The sequence below is a fragment of the Jatrophihabitans sp. YIM 134969 genome (genome assembly GCF_054456675.1).
In genome coordinates, this window is sequence record NZ_JBTJEQ010000019.1 from 59,464 (window position 1) to 76,141 (window position 16,678).

The window sequence follows — 16,678 nt, forward strand, 5'->3', positions numbered from 1 at the left end:
GCGCTGTTCAACTTGTGAACACGTCCGCAGCTGCGGCGACTTCGTGGTGGATGGGGCCGTCGATGCGGCGCAGCGGCTGACCCGTTCCGCCCCAGCGCAGCGCGACGATCTCCGCGGCCACGGAGATCGCCGTCTCCTCCGGGGTCCGGGCCCCGATGTCGAGGCCGATGGGTGCGTGCAGGCGGGCCAGTTCGTCGTCGGTCAAGCCGAGTTCACGGAGGCGTTTCTCGCGGTCGTCGCCGGTGCGACGCGAGCCCATGGCCCCGACGTACGCGACGTCCATGCGCAGCGCGATCTCCAGCAGCGGCACGTCGAACTTCGGGTCGTGGGTGAGCACGCACAGCACGGTGCGCGGGTCGGTCTCGGTCGCCGCGAGGTACCGGTGCGGCCACTCGACCACCACCTCGTCGGCGTCGGGGAAGCGGCGGGGCGTGGCGAAGGTGGGGCGGGCGTCGCACACGGTGACGCGGTAGCCCAGGAAGCTGCCGGCGCGGGCGACGGCCGCCGCGAAGTCGATCGCCCCGAACACGATCATGCGGGGCTTGGGCGCGTAGGACGCCACGAAGACCGCGATGTCGTCGAGGCGCCGTTCGCCCTCGCGGCCGTACCGCACGACGCCGGTGCTGCCCTGCGCGAGCATGCCGCGGACGTCGTCGCGCACGGCGTCGTCGAGGCGTTCGGAGCCGAGGGTCCCGGACACGCTGTCGGCCCGCACGACGAGCCGGGCGCCGACCCGGTCGCCCTCGACCAGGGTGGCCACCGCGACCGGCACCCCGGCCTCGACGTCGTCGACCACCGCGCCGAACTCAGGGAACGTCGCGCGCGACACCGGTTCGACGAACAGGTCGATGATGCCGCCGCAGGTCAGGCCGACGCTGAACGCGTCATCGTCGCTGACGCCGTAGCGCTGCAGCACCGGGGTGGCGTCGTCGCGGACCTGGGTCGCGAGCTCGTAGACCGCGCCCTCGACGCAGCCGCCGGACACGCTGCCGACCGCGGTGCCGTCGGGTCCGACCAGCATCGACGCGCCGGGCTGGCGTGGTGCGGACTTCCAGGTCCGGACGACGGTCCCCACCCCGACCGTCGCGCCGTCGTCCCACCAACGACGCAGGTCCGTCATGACGTCACGCACGGGCGATCACCTCGGCTACCTCGGCGAGTGCGGCCACGGTGTGTCCCGCGACCAGGTCTTCCACGTGGGGCAGGGCGGCCACCATCCCGCCGGTCACGGGCGCGAAACCGTCCTTGCCGCGGTGAGGATGCACCCACACCACGCGGTGGGCCAAGCGCGCGAGCTGACCCATCTGTTCCCCGAGCAGCGTGGCGTCGCCGCGCTCCCAGCCGTCGGAGAACATCACGACCACCGCTCGGCGGGCGGTGCCCCGGCGGCCCCAGAGGTCGAGGAAGGCCTGGACCGACTCGCCGATGCGGGTGCCGCCGGACCAGTCGGGGATGGCGTCGGCGGCCGCGTGCATCGCCTGCAGGGGGTCGCGCAGCCGCATCGCCCGGGTGACACGGGTCAGGCGCGTGCCGAGGGTGAAGACCTCGACGCCCGCGGGGTTCTCGCGCACCGCGGCGTGGGCGAAGCGCAGCAGGGCGTCGGCGTACGGCGTCATGGACCCGCTGACGTCGAGCAGCAGGACCAGCCGGCGGGTCTTCACCCTGCGGCGGTCACGGGCCAGCAGGCCGGGCTCGCCGCCCGAGCGCAGCATGGCCCGGACCGTGCGGTGCGGGTCGACGCGTTCGCGGCCGCCGGAGCGGCGCCGCGCCGTGCGCCGGGGTGCGGTCCGGGGGCGCAGCGCGCTGATCTGCCGGTTCAGCTCGTCGAGTTCGAGCACGTCGATCTCGGCGATGTCGCGGCGGCGGAGGACCTCGGCGTCGTTGGCCGCCGAGAGCAACGGCGGGCTGTCGTCGTCGGCCTGCTTCCCGTTCCCGCGCTCGCCGTCCGTACCGAGCGGCAGCGCCCGCAGCGCGGCGACGACCGGAGGACCGGCGTCGGGCGGCAACCGGTCGAGGAAGTGCAGCTGGAACACGGCGTCGTAGCGCGCGAGGTCGTCGGGTTCGCCGACCAGCGTGAGCCGGCCGGCCCAGTAGACCTGGTCGATGTCGAGCGGGTCGAGGTGCGACATCGCCTCGAGCGCGGTCGTCACCCGGGTGGTGTCGGCGGCGACTCCCGCGCGGCGCAGGGCGTCGGCGAACCCGACCATCCCCTCCGGCACGAGGGCCGCGGCGCTCACGGGTGCTCGGACAGGTGGCGCTCGGACATCTGCAGCACGCCGACGGCCTCGGGGAGCACGTCGCGCACGACCCGGGTCTGGTCCTCGCGGTACTTCACCGCCGCCCCCAACGTCGTCACCGCGGCCTCGAGGTCGAAGCGGTCGGCGCCGACCAGGTGCAGTGCCTGCACCCAGTCGATGGTCTCGGCGACGCCCGGCGGCTTCTGCAGGTCGGCCCGGCGCAGGCTCTGCACGACCGTGGCGACCTGCTCGGCCAGGGTGGCGCTGACGTCGGGCAGGCGGCGCTTCACGATCGCGATCTCGCGGTCCAGCGCCGGGTGGGCGACCCAGTGGTAGAGGCAGCGACGCTTGAGGGCGTCGTGGACCTCGCGGGTGCGGTTGGAGGTGACGACCACCAGGGGCGGGACCTCGGCGCGGACGGTGCCGAACTCGGGGATGGTGACGGCGTGGTCGGCGAGCACCTCGAGCAGGAAGGCCTCGAACTCGTCGTCGGCCCGGTCGATCTCGTCGACGAGCAGGACCGCGGGCGTGGTCTCGAGAGCCTGCAGGATGGGACGGGCCACGAGGAACCGGCGGTCGTAGAGCTCACCCTCGGCCGTGGCGGTGTCGCCGCCCGCCTCGCTCGCGCGGAGGTGCAGCAGCTGACGGGGGAAGTCCCAGTCGTAGAGGGCCTGGCTCGCGTCGATGCCCTCGTAGCACTGCAGGCGGACCAGGGTGGCCTCGGTGACCTCAGCGAGTGCGGTGGCCAACGCGGTCTTGCCCACCCCCGGGTCGCCCTCGAGGAACAGCGGCCGGTGCATCGTCAGCGCGAGGTACGCGGCGGTCGCGACCCCGGCGTCGGCGAGGTACCCGACGTCGTCGAGCGCGCGGGCGACGGCCGTGGGCGAGTGCAGATCGGCGGGCACGTCGTCCAGGGATACACGACATCCCGGGTGTGCGTCAGCTACCGTCGCGCCATGACCGCCGTGCAGCCGCGACCGTCGTCCGCGGTCCTGCCGCTCGCCGACGGCTACGGCCGGATCGCCACAGATCTCCGGGTTTCCCTCACCGATCGTTGCAACCTGCGCTGTTCGTACTGCATGCCGGCCGAGGGGTTGGACTGGATGCCGTCCGAGCGGCTGCTCAGCGACGACGAGGTGGGCGCGCTGGTCCGGATCGCGGTCGAGAAGCTCGGGGTGAACGAGGTCCGGTTCACCGGTGGCGAGCCGCTCCTGCGGCGCGGACTGGAGTCCATCGTCGCGGCTGCGGCGGGAGCGTCGCCCCGTCCGGAGATCTCGTTGACCACCAACGGCATCGGTCTGGAGCGACGGTTGCCCGCGTTGCTCGCCGCCGGGTTGGACCGGGTCAACGTCTCGCTCGACACCCTCGACCCGTCGGTGTTCCAGACCATCACCCGCCGCAAGCGCCACGCCGACGTCCTGGCCGGGCTCGAGGCCGCGGCGCGGTTGCTGCCCGGCCCGGTCAAGGTCAACGCGGTGCTGCTGCGCGGGGTGAACGACGGCGAGGCCGCGGCCCTGCTGCGCTGGTGCCTGGAGCAGGGCTACGCGCTGCGCTTCATCGAGCAGATGCCGCTGGACGCCCAACACGGGTGGGACCGCTCGACGATGGTCACCGCCGCCGAGATCTTCGAGTTGCTCTCGCGCGAGTTCACGCTCACGCCCCACGGCACGCCCCGGGGCGCCGCCCCGGCCGAGTTGTTCGACGTCGACGGCGGCCCCGGCACGGTCGGGGTCATCGCCTCGGTGACCTCGCCGTTCTGCGCCGCCTGCGACCGGACCCGGCTGACCGCCGACGGCCAGGTCCGTACCTGCCTGTTCTCCACCACCGAGACCGACCTGCGCGGGCTGCTGCGCGAGGGCGCGTCCGACGACGTCGTGGCCGAGGCGTGGGCCGCCGCGATGCTCGGCAAGCTGCCGGGCCACGACATCAACGACCCGGGGTTCCTGCAGCCGACCCGGCCGATGTCGGCCATCGGCGGATGACCACCCTCCACCCTTCGGTCGTCCTGCGGGCCGAGGTCACCGACGCCCCGCTCGACGCCGCGGCCGCCCGCGCGGCCGTGGCCGACCGGCGCTCGGGCGCGGTCGTGGTGTTCGAGGGCGTCGTCCGCGACCACGACGACGGCCGCGACGTGACGATGATCGAGTACGAGGCCCACCCGACCGCGGCCGACGTCATGCGGACCGCCGCCGAGACGGTCGCAGCCGCCCACCCGGCGCTGACCGGCGTGGTCGTGCTGCACCGCACCGGGCCGCTGCAGGTGGGGGAGTCCGCGCTGGTCGCGGCCGTGGCCTCGCCGCACCGGGCCGAGGCGTTCGCCGGCTGCGCCGCGCTCGTCGACGAGGTCAAGCGGGTGCTGCCGGTCTGGAAGCGGCAGGTCTTCCCCGACGGCTCCGACGAGTGGGTCAACTGCCCTTGAGCCGTGTCCTCGGTGTCGTCCTCGCGGCCGGCGCCGGCCGGCGGATGGGGCAACCGAAGGCGACCCTCGTCGTCGAAGGGCAGCGTCTCATCGATCGGGCCACCGCCGTCCTGCGCGACGGCGGCTGCGACGCGGTCGCTGCGGTGGTGCCGGTCGGACTCGCGCCGTGGCCCGACGCGCTGGTGGTCGAGAACCCCCTTGCCGACACCGGGATGCGGTCGTCGTTGGCCCGCGCGCTGACTGTTGCACAGGGATACGACGCCCTCGCGGTGACGCTGGTCGACACGATGGGGGTGAGCGCCGAGGCGGTGGCTGCCATGGTCGAGCGGTGGCGGGCCGCGCCCGACCGGATCGCTGTTGCACTGTACAACGGTCGGCGCGCCCATCCGGCCGTCATGAGCGTCGAGCGGTGGGCCGGGGCCGTCGAACTCGCCGGCCCCGACGAGGGCGCCCGCGCCTACCTGCGCGCCCACCCGGACGACGTCGACGAGGTGGCCGCGCCGGGCGACGACACCGACCTCGACACCCCCGAGGACCTCGCCCGCTGGTTGAACCGCTAGTCCGTCTCGGCCAGTTCGAAGTCGTCGAAGTCGAAGCCGGGGGTGACGACGCAGGCGACGAGCGTGGTGCCGTCGACCGGTTCGGCGGTCTGCCACACCCCGGCCGGGACGAGGTGCTGACCGCCCACGCCGAGTTCGACCACCTCGTCGGTCTCGGGCCGGTCCCCGGAGCCGCCGAGGGTGAGCCGGACCGGGCCGCCGCCCTGCCAGAGCCACACCTCGTCCGAGCGCACCCGGTGCCACGCGGAGGTCTGGCCCGGCTCGAGCAGGAACGCGACGGAGGTCGCGGTGGCGCGGGTGCCGTGCGGGGTCTCGACGGTCGTCGTGGCGCGGTAGGTCTCGCGGAACCAGCCGCCCTCGGGGTGCGGGGCCATGCCGAGCGCCCGCGGGTCGAGGGCCGGGTCACCGCCGCCACCGCCGAACACCTCGCTCGCGGCCCGGCCGAACCCCGCGGGCTGACCTGCGGCGGCGAAGGTGCGCCCCACCTCGGCCAGTTCGAACGCCCACCGCCACCCCTTCTCGGTCGCGGCCTCACTGGCCCGCGCCCACCGCTCGGGCAGTTCGGGTTGCGAGTGCTGCCACTCGCCCAGCAGGTCGTCGTCGACCCCGAGCGACTGGGCGGTGCGGCGGGCCGACACCAGCAGCGCGGAGGTGCCCTTGGTCCACGCGGCGTAGGTCATCTTCAACGCCGAGGCCGCGGGCGGGGGAGAGTCGAGGTCGACGACGTCGAGCGGCGTACCGGCGAAGCGAGCGCCGACAGCGCCGTCGGTGTCGCCCGCGAGGTAGAGCCGGGTCGTGCCGGGCTCGACCGGCGGGCCACCGATGATGCCGCCGTCGACGTAGCGCGCGCCGGCCGCGCTGACGGCGCGGCCGATGGTGGTCGAGAGCTTGGGGGAGACGGCGTTGGCGTCGACGTAGGTGCCGCGGAAACCCGCACCGGCGACGGCGTACGCGACCTCGAGCGCCCCGTGCGGCGGGCAGATCGACAGCACCAGCTCGGCGTCGGCGAGGGCCTCGGCCAGCGATCCGAACGGCGTGAGCCCGGCGGCGGTGGCACGGGCCGCGGTCGCCTCGGACCGTCCGGCGCTCACCCAGCCGACCTCGTGGCCGGCGTCGACCAGGCACCGTCCGACGGCGGCGCCCATGGCGCCCGGATGCAGCAGCAGGATCACCCCGAAGACCGTAGTCAGCGCGCCGGGACGCTCGCGCGGCGTCACGGCCCGACAGACTGGGGGCGTGTGGACCGAGGCGGTGGACTCCTTCGAACGCCTGCGCGGGGACGTCGTCGCGGCGTGGTCCGGTACCGAGTGGGCGCTCGACGGCGGTGAGGACGGCACGCCCGCGGTGTTCGAGCACCCCGCGGTGCCGTTCCAGCAGCTGTGGGCGCTCGACCTGGTCCTCGCGGCCGGGGGGCGCCGGACGGTGCGGACGTACCAGGACGGCACCGCGTTCGGCCTGTACGTCGGCGAGCCGCTCACCCCGCCCCCGCCCGGCGGGATGGCGCGCCCGGCCCGGCTCGCGCTGCCCACGGGTCGCCTCGACGTGCTCGACGTGCGGATCGACGACGACGTGGTGGCCGAGGTGCTGCTGGGGGTCGCCGGACGCGAGGTGTTGCTCCTGGCCGGTGAGGTCGAACCGACCCGGGGCGGCGGGCTGGAATTCGTGCGGTGTGACGAGTCGGTGCTCGTGTTCGACGACCCCGCGGTCGCCGACACCGTCAGCTGGCGGCGGCCGCGCTCACCGCGTGCGTAGCCGCCGGACCAGCCACGGCTGCAGGTGCTGGAACCCCCGCACCGACACCCGCGACAGCGGGCGCAGCGTCAGGTCGTCCGCCCGGTCGTCGTCGCGCAGGACGTCGGCGAGCGTGCGGTCGACCAGCACCGACGACGGCCGCGCGATCGACGTCAGCCGACTGGCCAGGTTGACCGTCGAGCCGAACACGTCGCCCAGGCGGCTCATCATCGCGCCGTACGCGAGACCCGCACGCACGTCGGGCATGTCGGGGTCGTCGTTGCAGCGCGCAACGATCTCCAGCGCGAGGTGGGTGGCGGCCACGGCGTCGGCGCAGGTGTAGAGGATCTCGTCGCCGAGGCTCTTGACGATGCGGCCTCCGGCAGACGCGACGAGGTCCGCGGCCATCGACTCGAACCGCTCCAGCAGCGACCCGAGTTCGTCGGTGTCGATCTTGCGGGTGAGGCTGGTGTAGCCGGAGATGTCGACGAAGCCCACCACGCTGTCCTCGGCGCGGTCGGCGCCGCGACCGGCGAGCGAGCGCGAGGCGTAGGAGTTCAGGTGACGGCGCCAGGCGTAGGTGTGGAAGCGCTCGAGGACCGGCACCATCTCCTCGATGAAGTCCAGCACGCCCCGGTCGCCGCCGAGGACGGTCGCCGGCTGCTGGCTGATGAGGGAGAAGAGGAACCCGACCTGCCACTCGGCCAGCCGCGACATGGCCTGGCCGACCGTGCGGGTGATCGCCGCCTGCGAGGTCTCGTCGACGATGCCGCGCTGCGCCAGGTCGACCGCGAGGGCGAGGACCTCGACGTCGGTGTCGGTGAACGCCGCGGTGTCGTCGCCGACGTCGGGGAAGCCGAGCGCCCGCCACAGCCGGGCGGCGGCGTCGACCGGCACCCCGACCCGACCGGCGACCTCCTGCCGGGTGAGGTGCGCGGGCCCCTCGAGCAGGAACGACTCGATCTGCCGGCGCAGGGTCTCGAGGTCGTCGTTCGGCCGGTCCTGCTCCTCCGGGATCACGACGGGCTCACGACGGGCTCACCACGGCTGACCGGTCAGCTGGTGTGGACGATGAGCACGTCGATGTCGACCCCGCGGGCGACGTCGGACGGCACCGACCCGAACAGCCGACCGGACAGCGAGTTCAGCCCGACGTTGCCGACCACCAGCAGGTCGGCGCCGGTGTCCTTGACCGCCTTGCGCAGCGCCTTGACCGGGGCCTCGCGCAGCGCGAGCTTCTCGATGTCGCGGGCGCCGGTCTTGACCGCGTGGTCCTCGGCACGCTGCAGGATCCCCTCGGCCGGCGCGGAGCCGACGATCTGGTAGGCCTCACCGCCGAGCTGGTCCTGCTCCCGCTTGTGGTCACCGTCGGGCAGGTAGGCGCAGACCAGCACCAGCTTCGCGCCGGCGTCCGCCGACAACGCCCCCGCGCGCTCGACCGCGCGCATCGACGTGTCGGACCCGTCGGTCCCCACCACGATCGTCGTGTACGACGCCATCGTCAGCCCTCTCGCCGTCGGTTCCGCTGCAGAACCTATCCGGCACCGACGGTATCGGCGACCGGACCGCGGCGCGTCACGAGGGCGGTGCCGGGGCCGCTGCCGGCGCCGCGTGGCCGTGCCGGGACCGGCGGCGCTGCACCAGCGACCCGACGGCCGAGAGCACCAGCACCAGCACGATGGCGGCGACCGCGCCCTGCCAGGGTTCGGGGAAGACCGCGCGGCCGGCGATGCCGATGGCGGCGTAGAGCACCGACCACAGCGTGGCCGCGGCGATGTCGGCGATCGCGAACCGGCGCCAGCTGTACCCGCCGAGCGAGGCTGCGAGCAGGACCGGGACCCGGCCGCCGGGGATCAACCGCGACAGCAGCAGCGACCGGAGCTCGTGCTCCTCGAGTTGCTGGCGGATCCGGCGCAGACCCTCCTGCGCGTTCTCGCCCTTCAGCCACCCGATGCGTTCGGCCAACCGGACCCCGGCGAGCCGGAGGATCGCGTAGGTCGCGATGTCGCCGGTGTATGCCCCCGCTGCGCCGAACACGACGACCAGGACCAGCAACAGGACGTTGTCCTGCTCGCCGAGCGCGGCGGCGACGCTGACCGCCGCACCGGTCGGGACCACGGGGACGGTCGCGCCGAAGGCCACGACCGCGAACAGGTAGAGCAGGTAGGCGAAGCCGAGCTGCTCGGGAGCGCTCAGCGGTTCGGCGAGGGTCACGACGACGGACGCCCCGGCTCGGCCCGGGCCGGCAGCAGCACGTCGGTGCCGTGCTCGAGCACGTGGACACGGACCTCCGGGGTCCGGGCGGCGACCGCCGCGGCGAAGCGCTCCCCGGGCTCACGGAACCGGTGCTGGTGGGTGGCGCGGCTGACGCGCCGCAGGCCGACCGGCCAGAAGGTGCCGTAGTGCACGGGCACGGCGTCGTGCGCGCCGACCCGGGCCACCGCCTCGGCCGCCTGCTCGGGGTCGAGGTGGTGCGGACCGAGTGTCGGGCCCCACCCGCCGACCGGGACGACCGCGACGTCGACCGGGCCGATGGCGGCCAGGCCGTCGAACAGTCCGGTGTCGCCGGCGAACCACACCGAGCGCCCCTCCGCCTCGACCACGAAGCCCAGGGCCGGGCCGTGGTGGCGCGAACCGGGCAGCCGCCGCCCGTCGTGGTGGGCGGGGACGGCCCGGACGGTCAGCGCCCCGACCCGGACCACGTCACCCGCGTCGACCTCCTCGACCCGGTCGCCCAGCGCCGAGCCCGCCCGGCGCATCAGTCCCGCGGCACCGCGCGGGGCGACCACCCGGCACTCCGGGGCGAGGCGGCGCAACGACGGCAGGTGCAGGTGGTCGGCGTGCAGGTGCGAGACGACCACGACGTCGGCGCGCGCGGCGTCCGGAGTCGGGGTCGGGCCGCCGAGCCGGCGCAGGTGGACCAGCCGGTCGGTGAGCACCGGGTCGGTGAGCACCCGGACGGCCGCGAGCGTCACGGTGGTGGTGGCGTGGCCCCACCAGCGCACGTCGACGTCGCCGCTGGTCACGGCCTCGATCCTGCCGTCCGCGCCGGCTCTGGTTCGGGGTCAGGGTCGGACCGTGTGACCTCGTCGCCCGCCGCGTCCCGCCGTCCGCCGGCCTCGGCGTCACCCGGCCGCAGGCCGAGGGCCCGGAGGCGGTCGACGAGCAGGTCGTGGACCTCGGTCCCGGTCATCGGTGCCGCGCGGCCGCCGTCGGCCGGGTCGACGGTGGTGCGGTGCCACCAGCCGGCCGGGTGCAGCAGGACGGCCTCGGTCTGCGCGCCGCCGAGCCCACCGTGCGAGCCGACCAGTTCCTCGAACGCCGTGACCTCCTCGGTCTCGGGGTCGAACGCGCCGAGCAGCACCAGGTCGCCGACGTGGTCGCGGCGGTCGAGGTCGGTGAGGTCGGCCGCCGCCCGCACGCCGTACGGCAGCAACGGGTCTACGCCGTGACCGCCCAGGGTGAGGTCGCCGACGATCCGCCGTTCCCCGCCGCCGCCGACGGCCGTGAGGCCGTCGCCGTCGCGGACCAGCACCACGCCGATGCCCGGGTGCGCGGCGAGACCCGCGATCAGGCCCGGGACCCGCTGCTCGACGACCGCGCGGTCGAGGCGGCCGGGGACGTCCGGCAGGTAGACGTGGGCGAGGCTGCCCGACGCCGCGACGACCGGCGCGGCGAACCGCGGGTGCGTGATCGGCTTCTTGCCGCGCCCGAGGATGACGGCGACGTCGTCGTCCTCGCGTTCGGTGCGGTGGCGCAACAACTTCTCCGTCGCACCGGCCGTGATCGTGCCCTTGCGGGCGGCGCCGGTGAGCAGCACGTTGGCCGCGCCCCACTGCTCCGCCGGTGCGGAGTCGACGTTCTCGTGGGGGTCGTCCTCGGTGCCCGCGAGCTCCTGCACGACCTCGTTGAGGGTGTGGCCGTAGAGCTGCGAGAACGTTGCACCCTGCGCCTGTCCGTGGTCGGACAGCACGACGATCTCGTAGTCCGTGCGCACCTCGGTCGCGATCTGCTCGAGCGCGGCGAGCACGCGGTCGAGGCCGTCCAGGGTGCGCAACGACTCCGGGCGGGTGGGGCCGGCGTGGTGGGCGACCTCGTCGTAGTCGACGAAGTCCACGAAGATCACGGGCGTTCCGCGGGCCATCTGCTCGGCCACGACCGCGACGTTGATGTTGCGCAGCAGCACGGTCGAGACCGCCCGCAGCGCGATGAACGCACCGCGGCGGGCGACGCGGGGGGTGACGTCGCGTCGGCGCTGCCGCCGCGACTGCTGCAACTCGGTGAGGACCTCACCGAGGAACAGCAGCACCGACCGCAGGAACCCGTTGCCGCTGACGGCGAAGTTGGCCAGGCCCGGTGTGTTGCGTGCGGGCAGCCGGGCGTCGCTCATGGTGAGGACCTTGGTGGGCGCGTCGCCGCTGAACAGGTTCGAGACCGAGACCCCGCCGTCGGCGAGCAGCCCGCGGCCGTCGGACATCCGGGCCTCGATCACCGCGGCGTCGCGGGGCCGGTTCGCGACCAGCAGCCGGCCGTCGCCACCTGCGGGGTCCTTCTCGTACCAGCGGAACGACGGCACGGCGGTGACGTCGCGGTGCAGCAGCACCGACTGGCCGCCGGGCGTGGTCGACGGCAGGCCGGTGTGCCAGCGGTGCGAGACGTAGTGGCCGGTGCGCAGCCACCGCGACAGCGTCGGCACGGTCCCGGCGGTGACCGCCCCACGCAGCACGGGGGCGGCGAGGCCGTCGATCTGGACGATGAGCAGCCCCTTGCCGTCGCTGCCGTGGCGCGCCGAGACCCGCACGGCGCGGCCGAGCACCTGGGCGAGGTAGTCGTCCTCGCTGCCGGCGTCGAGCACCCAGTTGACGGCGGCGATGATCCCGGCCGCGATCCACGAGGCGACGAGGACGTCCGGGAACGAGTTGGGGTACGCGCCGGGGGTGATGGCGAGCGCGACGTCGAGGATGACGGCCTGGACGATCGCCCCGACCAGGAAGATCCCGAGCGATCCGACCGCGACGATGAGGGTGAGCAGCAACGGCCGCAGGGCGATGCCCAGCGCGCCGACCACCAGGACGATGGCGAGCAGCGCGGTGGCGTTCTGCGTCTGGTCGCCCGGGAGGATCCAGAACGTGATGGCGAGCGCGAGGTAGGACGTGCCGAGCCACCGCAGCCAGCCGAGGAAGCGGGCCCGGTCGAGACGCAGCGCGTGACGCACGCCGAGGGTGAGGCGGCGCTGCAGCGTCGTCCGGCTCACCGTGGCGAGAATAGGGGGGCGGGTCCGTCGATACGATCGAGCGGTGAGTGCACCCGTCGCCCCAGCCGTCCTCGTCCACGTCGCCGCGGGGGAGTCCGCCGCGACCGCGGTCGAACGGGCCGGGCTGCCGACCACCGGTGCGAGCGCGGTCGTGGTCGTCCGGGAACCCGCGGAGTACGGCTCGGGTGCGTTGCGCGACCTCGCGTGGGTGCCGGAGTCCGACGTCGACGTCGAGGCCGTGACGATCGACAGCCCCGACGGGTTGTCGGTGCTGCGGCACTCGGCCGCGCACGTGCTCGCCCAGGCCGTCCAGGACGTGTTCCCCGGTACGCGGCTGGGCATCGGGCCGCCGATCGTCGACGGCTTCTACTACGACTTCGACCCCGACCAGCCGTTCACGCCGGCCGACCTCGAGAAGCTCGAGAAGCGCATGCGGGAGATCGTGAAGAACGGTCAGCGCTTCGCGCGTCGGCCGATCAGCGACGACGAGGCACGGTCGGAGCTCGCGCACGAGCCGTACAAGCTCGAGCTCATCTCGCTCAAGGGATCCGGCGGCGAGGAGCCCGAGGGCGCCGACGCCGAGGTCGGCGGTGACGGCCTGACGATGTACGACAACCTCGACGCCAAGACCGGCGACCGCGTCTGGACCGATCTGTGCCGAGGGCCGCACCTGCCCACGACGCGGCTGATCCCGGCGTTCGGGCTGACCCGTTCGGCCGCCGCCTACTGGCGTGGCAGCGAGAAGAACCCACAGCTGCAACGCATCTACGGCACGGCGTGGCCGAGCAAGGACCAGCTCAAGGCCTACAAGGACCGCCTCGCCGAGGCCGCCAAGCGTGACCACCGCCGCCTCGGCGCCGAGCTCGACCTGTTCAGCTTCCCCGACGAGATCGGCTCGGGCCTGCCGGTGTTCCACCCGCGCGGTGGCGTCATCAAGCGCGAGATGGAGGACTACGTCCGCGCCCGGCACATCGAGGAGGGCTTCGACTACGTCGGCACGCCGCACGTGTCGAAGGACGGGCTGTTCCACACCTCGGGTCACCTGCCGTACTACGCCGACACCATGTTCCCGCCGCTCGACGTCGACGGCAGCGAATACCGGCTCAAGGCCATGAACTGCCCGATGCACAACCTCATCTACCGCTCGCGCGGCCGGTCCTACCGCGACCTGCCGATCCGACTGTTCGAGTTCGGGCACGTCTACCGGTTCGAGAAGTCGGGTGTCATCCAGGGCCTCACCCGCGTGCGCGGCTTCGCCCAGGACGACTCGCACTCCTACGTCACGCCCGAGCAGGCACCCGGCGAGGTCGAGCACCTGCTGAACTTCATCCTCGGCCTGCTGCGCGACTTCGGGCTCGACGACTACTACCTGGAGCTGTCGACCCGTGACGACTCCCGGCCGGACAAGTTCATCGGGTCCGACGAGGACTGGGAGAACGCGACCGAGGTCCTGCGCAAGGTCGCGCTCGACTCCGGCCTCGACCTCGTCCCGGACCCCGGTGGTGCGGCGTACTACGGCCCGAAGATCTCGGTGCAGGCGCGCGACGCGATCGGCCGGACCTGGCAGATGTCCACGGTCCAGTACGACTTCAACCAGCCGGAGCGGTTCGGCCTGGATTACACCGCGTCGGACGGTTCGCGCCAACAGCCGGTGATGATCCACGCCGCGAAGTTCGGCTCGATCGAGCGCTTCATCGGCGTGCTCACCGAGCACTACGCCGGGGCCTTCCCGGCGTGGCTCGCGCCCGTCCAGGTGGTCGGCATCCCGGTGACCGACGACCAGACCGACTACCTGTACGACGTCGTCCGGCAGCTGAAGCAGGCGGGGATCCGCGCCGAGGTCGACGCCTCCGACGACCGCATGCAGAAGAAGATCCGCGAGGCCAGCAAGCAGAAGGTGCCGTTCGTGTTCATCGTCGGCGCCACCGACGCCGAGGCCGGTGCGGTCTCGTTCCGCTACCGCGACGGCTCCCAGCGCAACGGCGTCCCGGTGGCCGACGCGATCCAGGAGGTCGCCGACTGGGTCGCCTCGCGGCGCAACGAGTCGCCCACGGCCGAGATCGTCCCGGTCGAGTCGGTCGATGCCTGACGACCCTGCACCCGAGGTCTCGCCCGCGGAGTCGTTCGCGGGCGAGGCCGACGGGTTCGGCCGGTTGTGGACGCCGCACCGGATGGCCTACATCACCGGGGAGGCCAAGCCCGCCGACGACTCGTCGGGGGAGTGCCCCTTCTGCCGGGCCCCGACGCTGTCCGACGAGGACGGCCTGATCGTGTTCCGCGGGGCGCTCGTCTACGTCGTCCTCAACCTGTTCCCCTACAACTCGGGGCACCTCATGGCCGTCCCGTACCGGCACGTCCCCGAGTACACGGACCTGACCGTCGAGGAGACCGCCGAGTTCGCGGCTCTGACCCAGACCGCGGTACGGGTGCTGCGGGAGGTCGCGGCGCCGCACGGGTTCAACCTCGGCATGAACCAGGGCGCGGTCGCGGGTGCCGGCATCGCGGCGCACCTGCACCAGCACGTCGTCCCGCGCTGGGGCGGCGACACCAACTTCATGCCGATCGTGGCCCACACCCGGGTGCTCCCGGAACTGCTCGCCGACGCGCGCCGCCGGCTCGCCGCGGCCTGGCCGGGCCCCACCGCCTGACACCAGCTCCCCGAGCCCGGCCGACGGCGACCGGTTCCCGAGCCGGACTCAGCGCCAGTCGAACGTCCACTTCCACCGCAGCGCAGCGAGCGCGTCGGCGGAGAGCTCAGGGTGACGCCGCGCCATCTCGTCCCGCATGAGGTCGCCCGCCTGGCCGAGGGTCCGGTCGTCCCAGTCGACGCGCACGCTGTCGGCCTCGGCCACCACGGCCTCGACCTCGGTCCGGATCTCCTCGGGCACCGCCTCGGGACGCCGACGCCACGAGGCGGCGTCGCCGTACGCGAGGTAGGCGACGACGCCGTCGCTCAGGGCCTGGTCGGTCGGTACGGCAGCAGTCACGGTCGGTCCTCTCCCGGGGTCGGACGGAGCCTGCCACGCGCGTTCAGCGGTCCGCCGGTCACTCGGGCCAGATCCTGGTCGCGACCCCGGTCTTGGGGTCGATGGTGGTGATGGTGCGGACGTTCGGGTTGTGCTTGAGCACCTCGAGTTCGTCCTTCCAGACGGCCCCCGGCCGGATCTCCTGGCCGATGACGGCCCGGACGTCGCCGCTCACGCCGGCGGCGTACTCCTCCGACGCCTTGGTCCACGCCGCGACGACCTGCGGGTCGTCCGCGTCCCACGCGGGCAGTTCGATCCCGCGCTTCTCCATGAGCTGCTCGAGGGTGGTCCCGCCGCCCTCGGAGGCGTACTGACCCGCGACGTCGGCCCCGCCGATGCCCTCCGTGCGGCCGGACCAGAAGAACGCGGTGTCCGGGTCGGTGGAGAAGTCGAAACCGGCGGTGGCGGCGTCACCCTCGAGCGCGGCCGAGCCGACGTCCTCGGCGGCCTTGCCGATCCCCGGGATCTTCGACACCGCCGCGGCGGTGGCCTCGCTGAGTTTGGTGCCGAGCAGCACCTTGAGGTTCTGGCACACCTCGATGACCCGGGCGAGGGCGTTCACGACGGTCTGGGCGACGACGCCCGCCGCCTCGATGAGCTCGCCGAGCACCCCGCCGACCTCGGCGGCGACCTCGGCGCACCGGGCCGCGATCGCCCCGGCGGCGGCGGCGTCGGAGATCCCCGCCGTGACGACGGTGAGCAGACCGCCACCGGCGGCGATGGCCGCGGTCTCGATCACCAGGTGCTCGAGCATCGTGATGACCTGGTGGTGGGCGTCGTCCAGGTGCTGGGCGTACTGGTCGCAGGCGTCGCCGAGGGTGACGCAGGCCGAGGCCAGGTCGCCGATGTGGCCGTCCATCTCGGTGACCGCCCGGGTGGCGTCGGCCACCTCCGGTGAGTCGACCAGGGAGATCTGCGACTGGGCGTCGCTCAGGGGCGCACCGGCGTCGCGGAAGCCGCTCGCCGCGGTCTTCCAGGCGCTGCCCGCCGAGCGCAGGGTGTCCTGGTGCCCGTCGGGCCACAGGTAGCCGACCAGGTGCGCGATGAGGTGCCAACCCTCGGGTTCGTCCGCCCCACCGCCCGCGGCCGACGGTGGGGAGCTCAGTCCGATCGACGAGCCGGAGTACCCCGACGGTGCCGGTCGTCCCCCGCCGCCCACGGTCGACTTCGCATTGGCCTGGTCGTGGTTGAAGCCGGTCATGGCCAGCAGGCCGGCGAGTTGGTAGCAGCCGTTGGTGACGTCCTCGGCCATGCCGACGACGTCGGCCGCGGCCTCGTCGTAGGCCTTGGCCCACTTCTCGCCGCCCTCGTCGGTACCGGCCATCTCCCCGCACCCGGCGAGGGCGTCGGTGAGGGCGAAGGCCGCCTTGGTCAGGCCGTTCGTGACGGTCTCGCCGACGATGTCGGCGGCTCCGGCGTAGGCCGCGGGGTCGACGTCGATGCGTGGCACG

The 16,678-nt window shown here is 73.5% G+C and carries 17 protein-coding genes; 6 read left to right on the plus strand and 11 right to left on the minus strand.

Annotation, left to right across the window (positions count from 1 at the left end):
• Window positions 1-7: 7 nt before the first annotated feature.
• From ACXR2U_RS12045 to ACXR2U_RS12055, 3 genes are read right to left on the minus strand one after another with little or no spacing between them, the layout of a single operon-like run.
• The gene (locus tag ACXR2U_RS12045; protein ID WP_458825260.1) at window positions 8-1,132 is read right to left on the minus strand and encodes an XdhC family protein; all 1,125 of its coding nucleotides are present in this window, start codon (window positions 1,130-1,132) and stop codon (window positions 8-10) included.
• A complete protein-coding gene (locus ACXR2U_RS12050) occupies window positions 1,125-2,237 on the minus strand; it encodes a vWA domain-containing protein (protein ID WP_458825261.1) in 1,113 nt (370 codons plus the stop codon). Before ACXR2U_RS12050 ends, ACXR2U_RS12045 begins: the two co-directional genes overlap by 8 nt.
• Window positions 2,234-3,142, minus strand: a complete 909-nt coding sequence (locus ACXR2U_RS12055) for an AAA family ATPase (protein ID WP_458825262.1) — start codon at window positions 3,140-3,142, stop codon at window positions 2,234-2,236. Before ACXR2U_RS12055 ends, ACXR2U_RS12050 begins: the two co-directional genes overlap by 4 nt.
• A 51-nt stretch (window positions 3,143-3,193) precedes the next feature.
• Here ACXR2U_RS12055 and moaA point away from each other — a divergent pair, with 51 nt between their 5' ends.
• From moaA to ACXR2U_RS12070, 3 genes are read left to right on the plus strand one after another with little or no spacing between them, the layout of a single operon-like run.
• A complete protein-coding gene (gene moaA, locus ACXR2U_RS12060; RefSeq protein WP_458825263.1) occupies window positions 3,194-4,219 on the plus strand; it encodes a GTP 3',8-cyclase MoaA in 1,026 nt (341 codons plus the stop codon).
• On the plus strand, window positions 4,216-4,656 hold the full coding sequence (locus ACXR2U_RS12065; protein ID WP_458825264.1) for a molybdenum cofactor biosynthesis protein MoaE: 441 nt from the start codon (window positions 4,216-4,218) through the stop codon (window positions 4,654-4,656). The genes moaA and ACXR2U_RS12065 overlap by 4 nt, the downstream gene beginning before the upstream one ends.
• Complete coding sequence (locus ACXR2U_RS12070; RefSeq protein WP_458825265.1) at window positions 4,653-5,216, plus strand: nucleotidyltransferase family protein; 564 nt, start codon at window positions 4,653-4,655, stop codon at window positions 5,214-5,216. The genes ACXR2U_RS12065 and ACXR2U_RS12070 overlap by 4 nt, the downstream gene beginning before the upstream one ends.
• Here ACXR2U_RS12070 and ACXR2U_RS12075 read toward each other — a convergent pair.
• Window positions 5,213-6,388, minus strand: coding sequence for a cupin domain-containing protein (locus ACXR2U_RS12075; RefSeq protein WP_458825266.1), 1,176 nt, complete (start codon window positions 6,386-6,388; stop codon window positions 5,213-5,215). The two genes, ACXR2U_RS12070 and ACXR2U_RS12075, sit on opposite strands and share 4 nt — an antisense overlap.
• Before the next feature lie 64 nt (window positions 6,389-6,452).
• On the opposite strand from ACXR2U_RS12075, the gene ACXR2U_RS12080 reads away from it, so the two are divergent.
• Complete coding sequence (locus ACXR2U_RS12080; protein WP_458825267.1) at window positions 6,453-6,968, plus strand: hypothetical protein; 516 nt, start codon at window positions 6,453-6,455, stop codon at window positions 6,966-6,968.
• Here ACXR2U_RS12080 and ACXR2U_RS12085 read toward each other — a convergent pair.
• The 5 genes from ACXR2U_RS12085 to ACXR2U_RS12105 all read right to left on the minus strand — a co-directional run bounded on the left by ACXR2U_RS12085 (window position 6,954) and on the right by ACXR2U_RS12105 (window position 12,201).
• Complete coding sequence (locus ACXR2U_RS12085) at window positions 6,954-7,967, minus strand: adenylate/guanylate cyclase domain-containing protein (RefSeq protein WP_458825268.1); 1,014 nt, start codon at window positions 7,965-7,967, stop codon at window positions 6,954-6,956. The two genes, ACXR2U_RS12080 and ACXR2U_RS12085, sit on opposite strands and share 15 nt — an antisense overlap.
• 35 nt (window positions 7,968-8,002) lie before the next feature.
• Complete coding sequence (locus ACXR2U_RS12090; RefSeq protein ID WP_458825269.1) at window positions 8,003-8,446, minus strand: universal stress protein; 444 nt, start codon at window positions 8,444-8,446, stop codon at window positions 8,003-8,005.
• Window positions 8,447-8,522: 76 nt separating this feature from the next.
• The gene (locus ACXR2U_RS12095) at window positions 8,523-9,161 is read right to left on the minus strand and encodes a DedA family protein (RefSeq protein ID WP_458825270.1); all 639 of its coding nucleotides are present in this window, start codon (window positions 9,159-9,161) and stop codon (window positions 8,523-8,525) included.
• Window positions 9,158-9,973: an MBL fold metallo-hydrolase gene (locus tag ACXR2U_RS12100; RefSeq protein ID WP_458825271.1), complete on the minus strand. Its 816-nt coding sequence runs from the start codon at window positions 9,971-9,973 to the stop codon at window positions 9,158-9,160. The genes ACXR2U_RS12095 and ACXR2U_RS12100 overlap by 4 nt, the downstream gene beginning before the upstream one ends.
• Entirely contained in the window at window positions 9,970-12,201 is a 2,232-nt protein-coding gene (locus tag ACXR2U_RS12105; protein ID WP_458825272.1) for an alkaline phosphatase family protein, read from the minus strand. Before ACXR2U_RS12105 ends, ACXR2U_RS12100 begins: the two co-directional genes overlap by 4 nt.
• A gap of 43 nt (window positions 12,202-12,244) precedes the next feature.
• Here ACXR2U_RS12105 and thrS point away from each other — a divergent pair, with 43 nt between their 5' ends.
• The gene (gene thrS / locus ACXR2U_RS12110; protein WP_458825273.1) at window positions 12,245-14,290 is read left to right on the plus strand and encodes a threonine--tRNA ligase; all 2,046 of its coding nucleotides are present in this window, start codon (window positions 12,245-12,247) and stop codon (window positions 14,288-14,290) included.
• On the plus strand, window positions 14,283-14,849 hold the full coding sequence (locus tag ACXR2U_RS12115; protein WP_458825275.1) for an HIT family protein: 567 nt from the start codon (window positions 14,283-14,285) through the stop codon (window positions 14,847-14,849). The genes thrS and ACXR2U_RS12115 overlap by 8 nt, the downstream gene beginning before the upstream one ends.
• A gap of 48 nt (window positions 14,850-14,897) precedes the next feature.
• On the opposite strand, the gene ACXR2U_RS12120 is transcribed toward ACXR2U_RS12115, so the two are convergent.
• Together ACXR2U_RS12120 and ACXR2U_RS12125 are read right to left on the minus strand one after the other, a co-directional pair.
• On the minus strand, window positions 14,898-15,188 hold the full coding sequence (locus tag ACXR2U_RS12120; RefSeq protein WP_458825277.1) for a hypothetical protein: 291 nt from the start codon (window positions 15,186-15,188) through the stop codon (window positions 14,898-14,900).
• A 58-nt stretch (window positions 15,189-15,246) separates the two neighbouring features.
• Window positions 15,247-16,677, minus strand: coding sequence for a WXG100-like domain-containing protein (locus ACXR2U_RS12125; protein WP_458825279.1), 1,431 nt, complete (start codon window positions 16,675-16,677; stop codon window positions 15,247-15,249).
• Window position 16,678 lies beyond the last annotated feature (1 nt).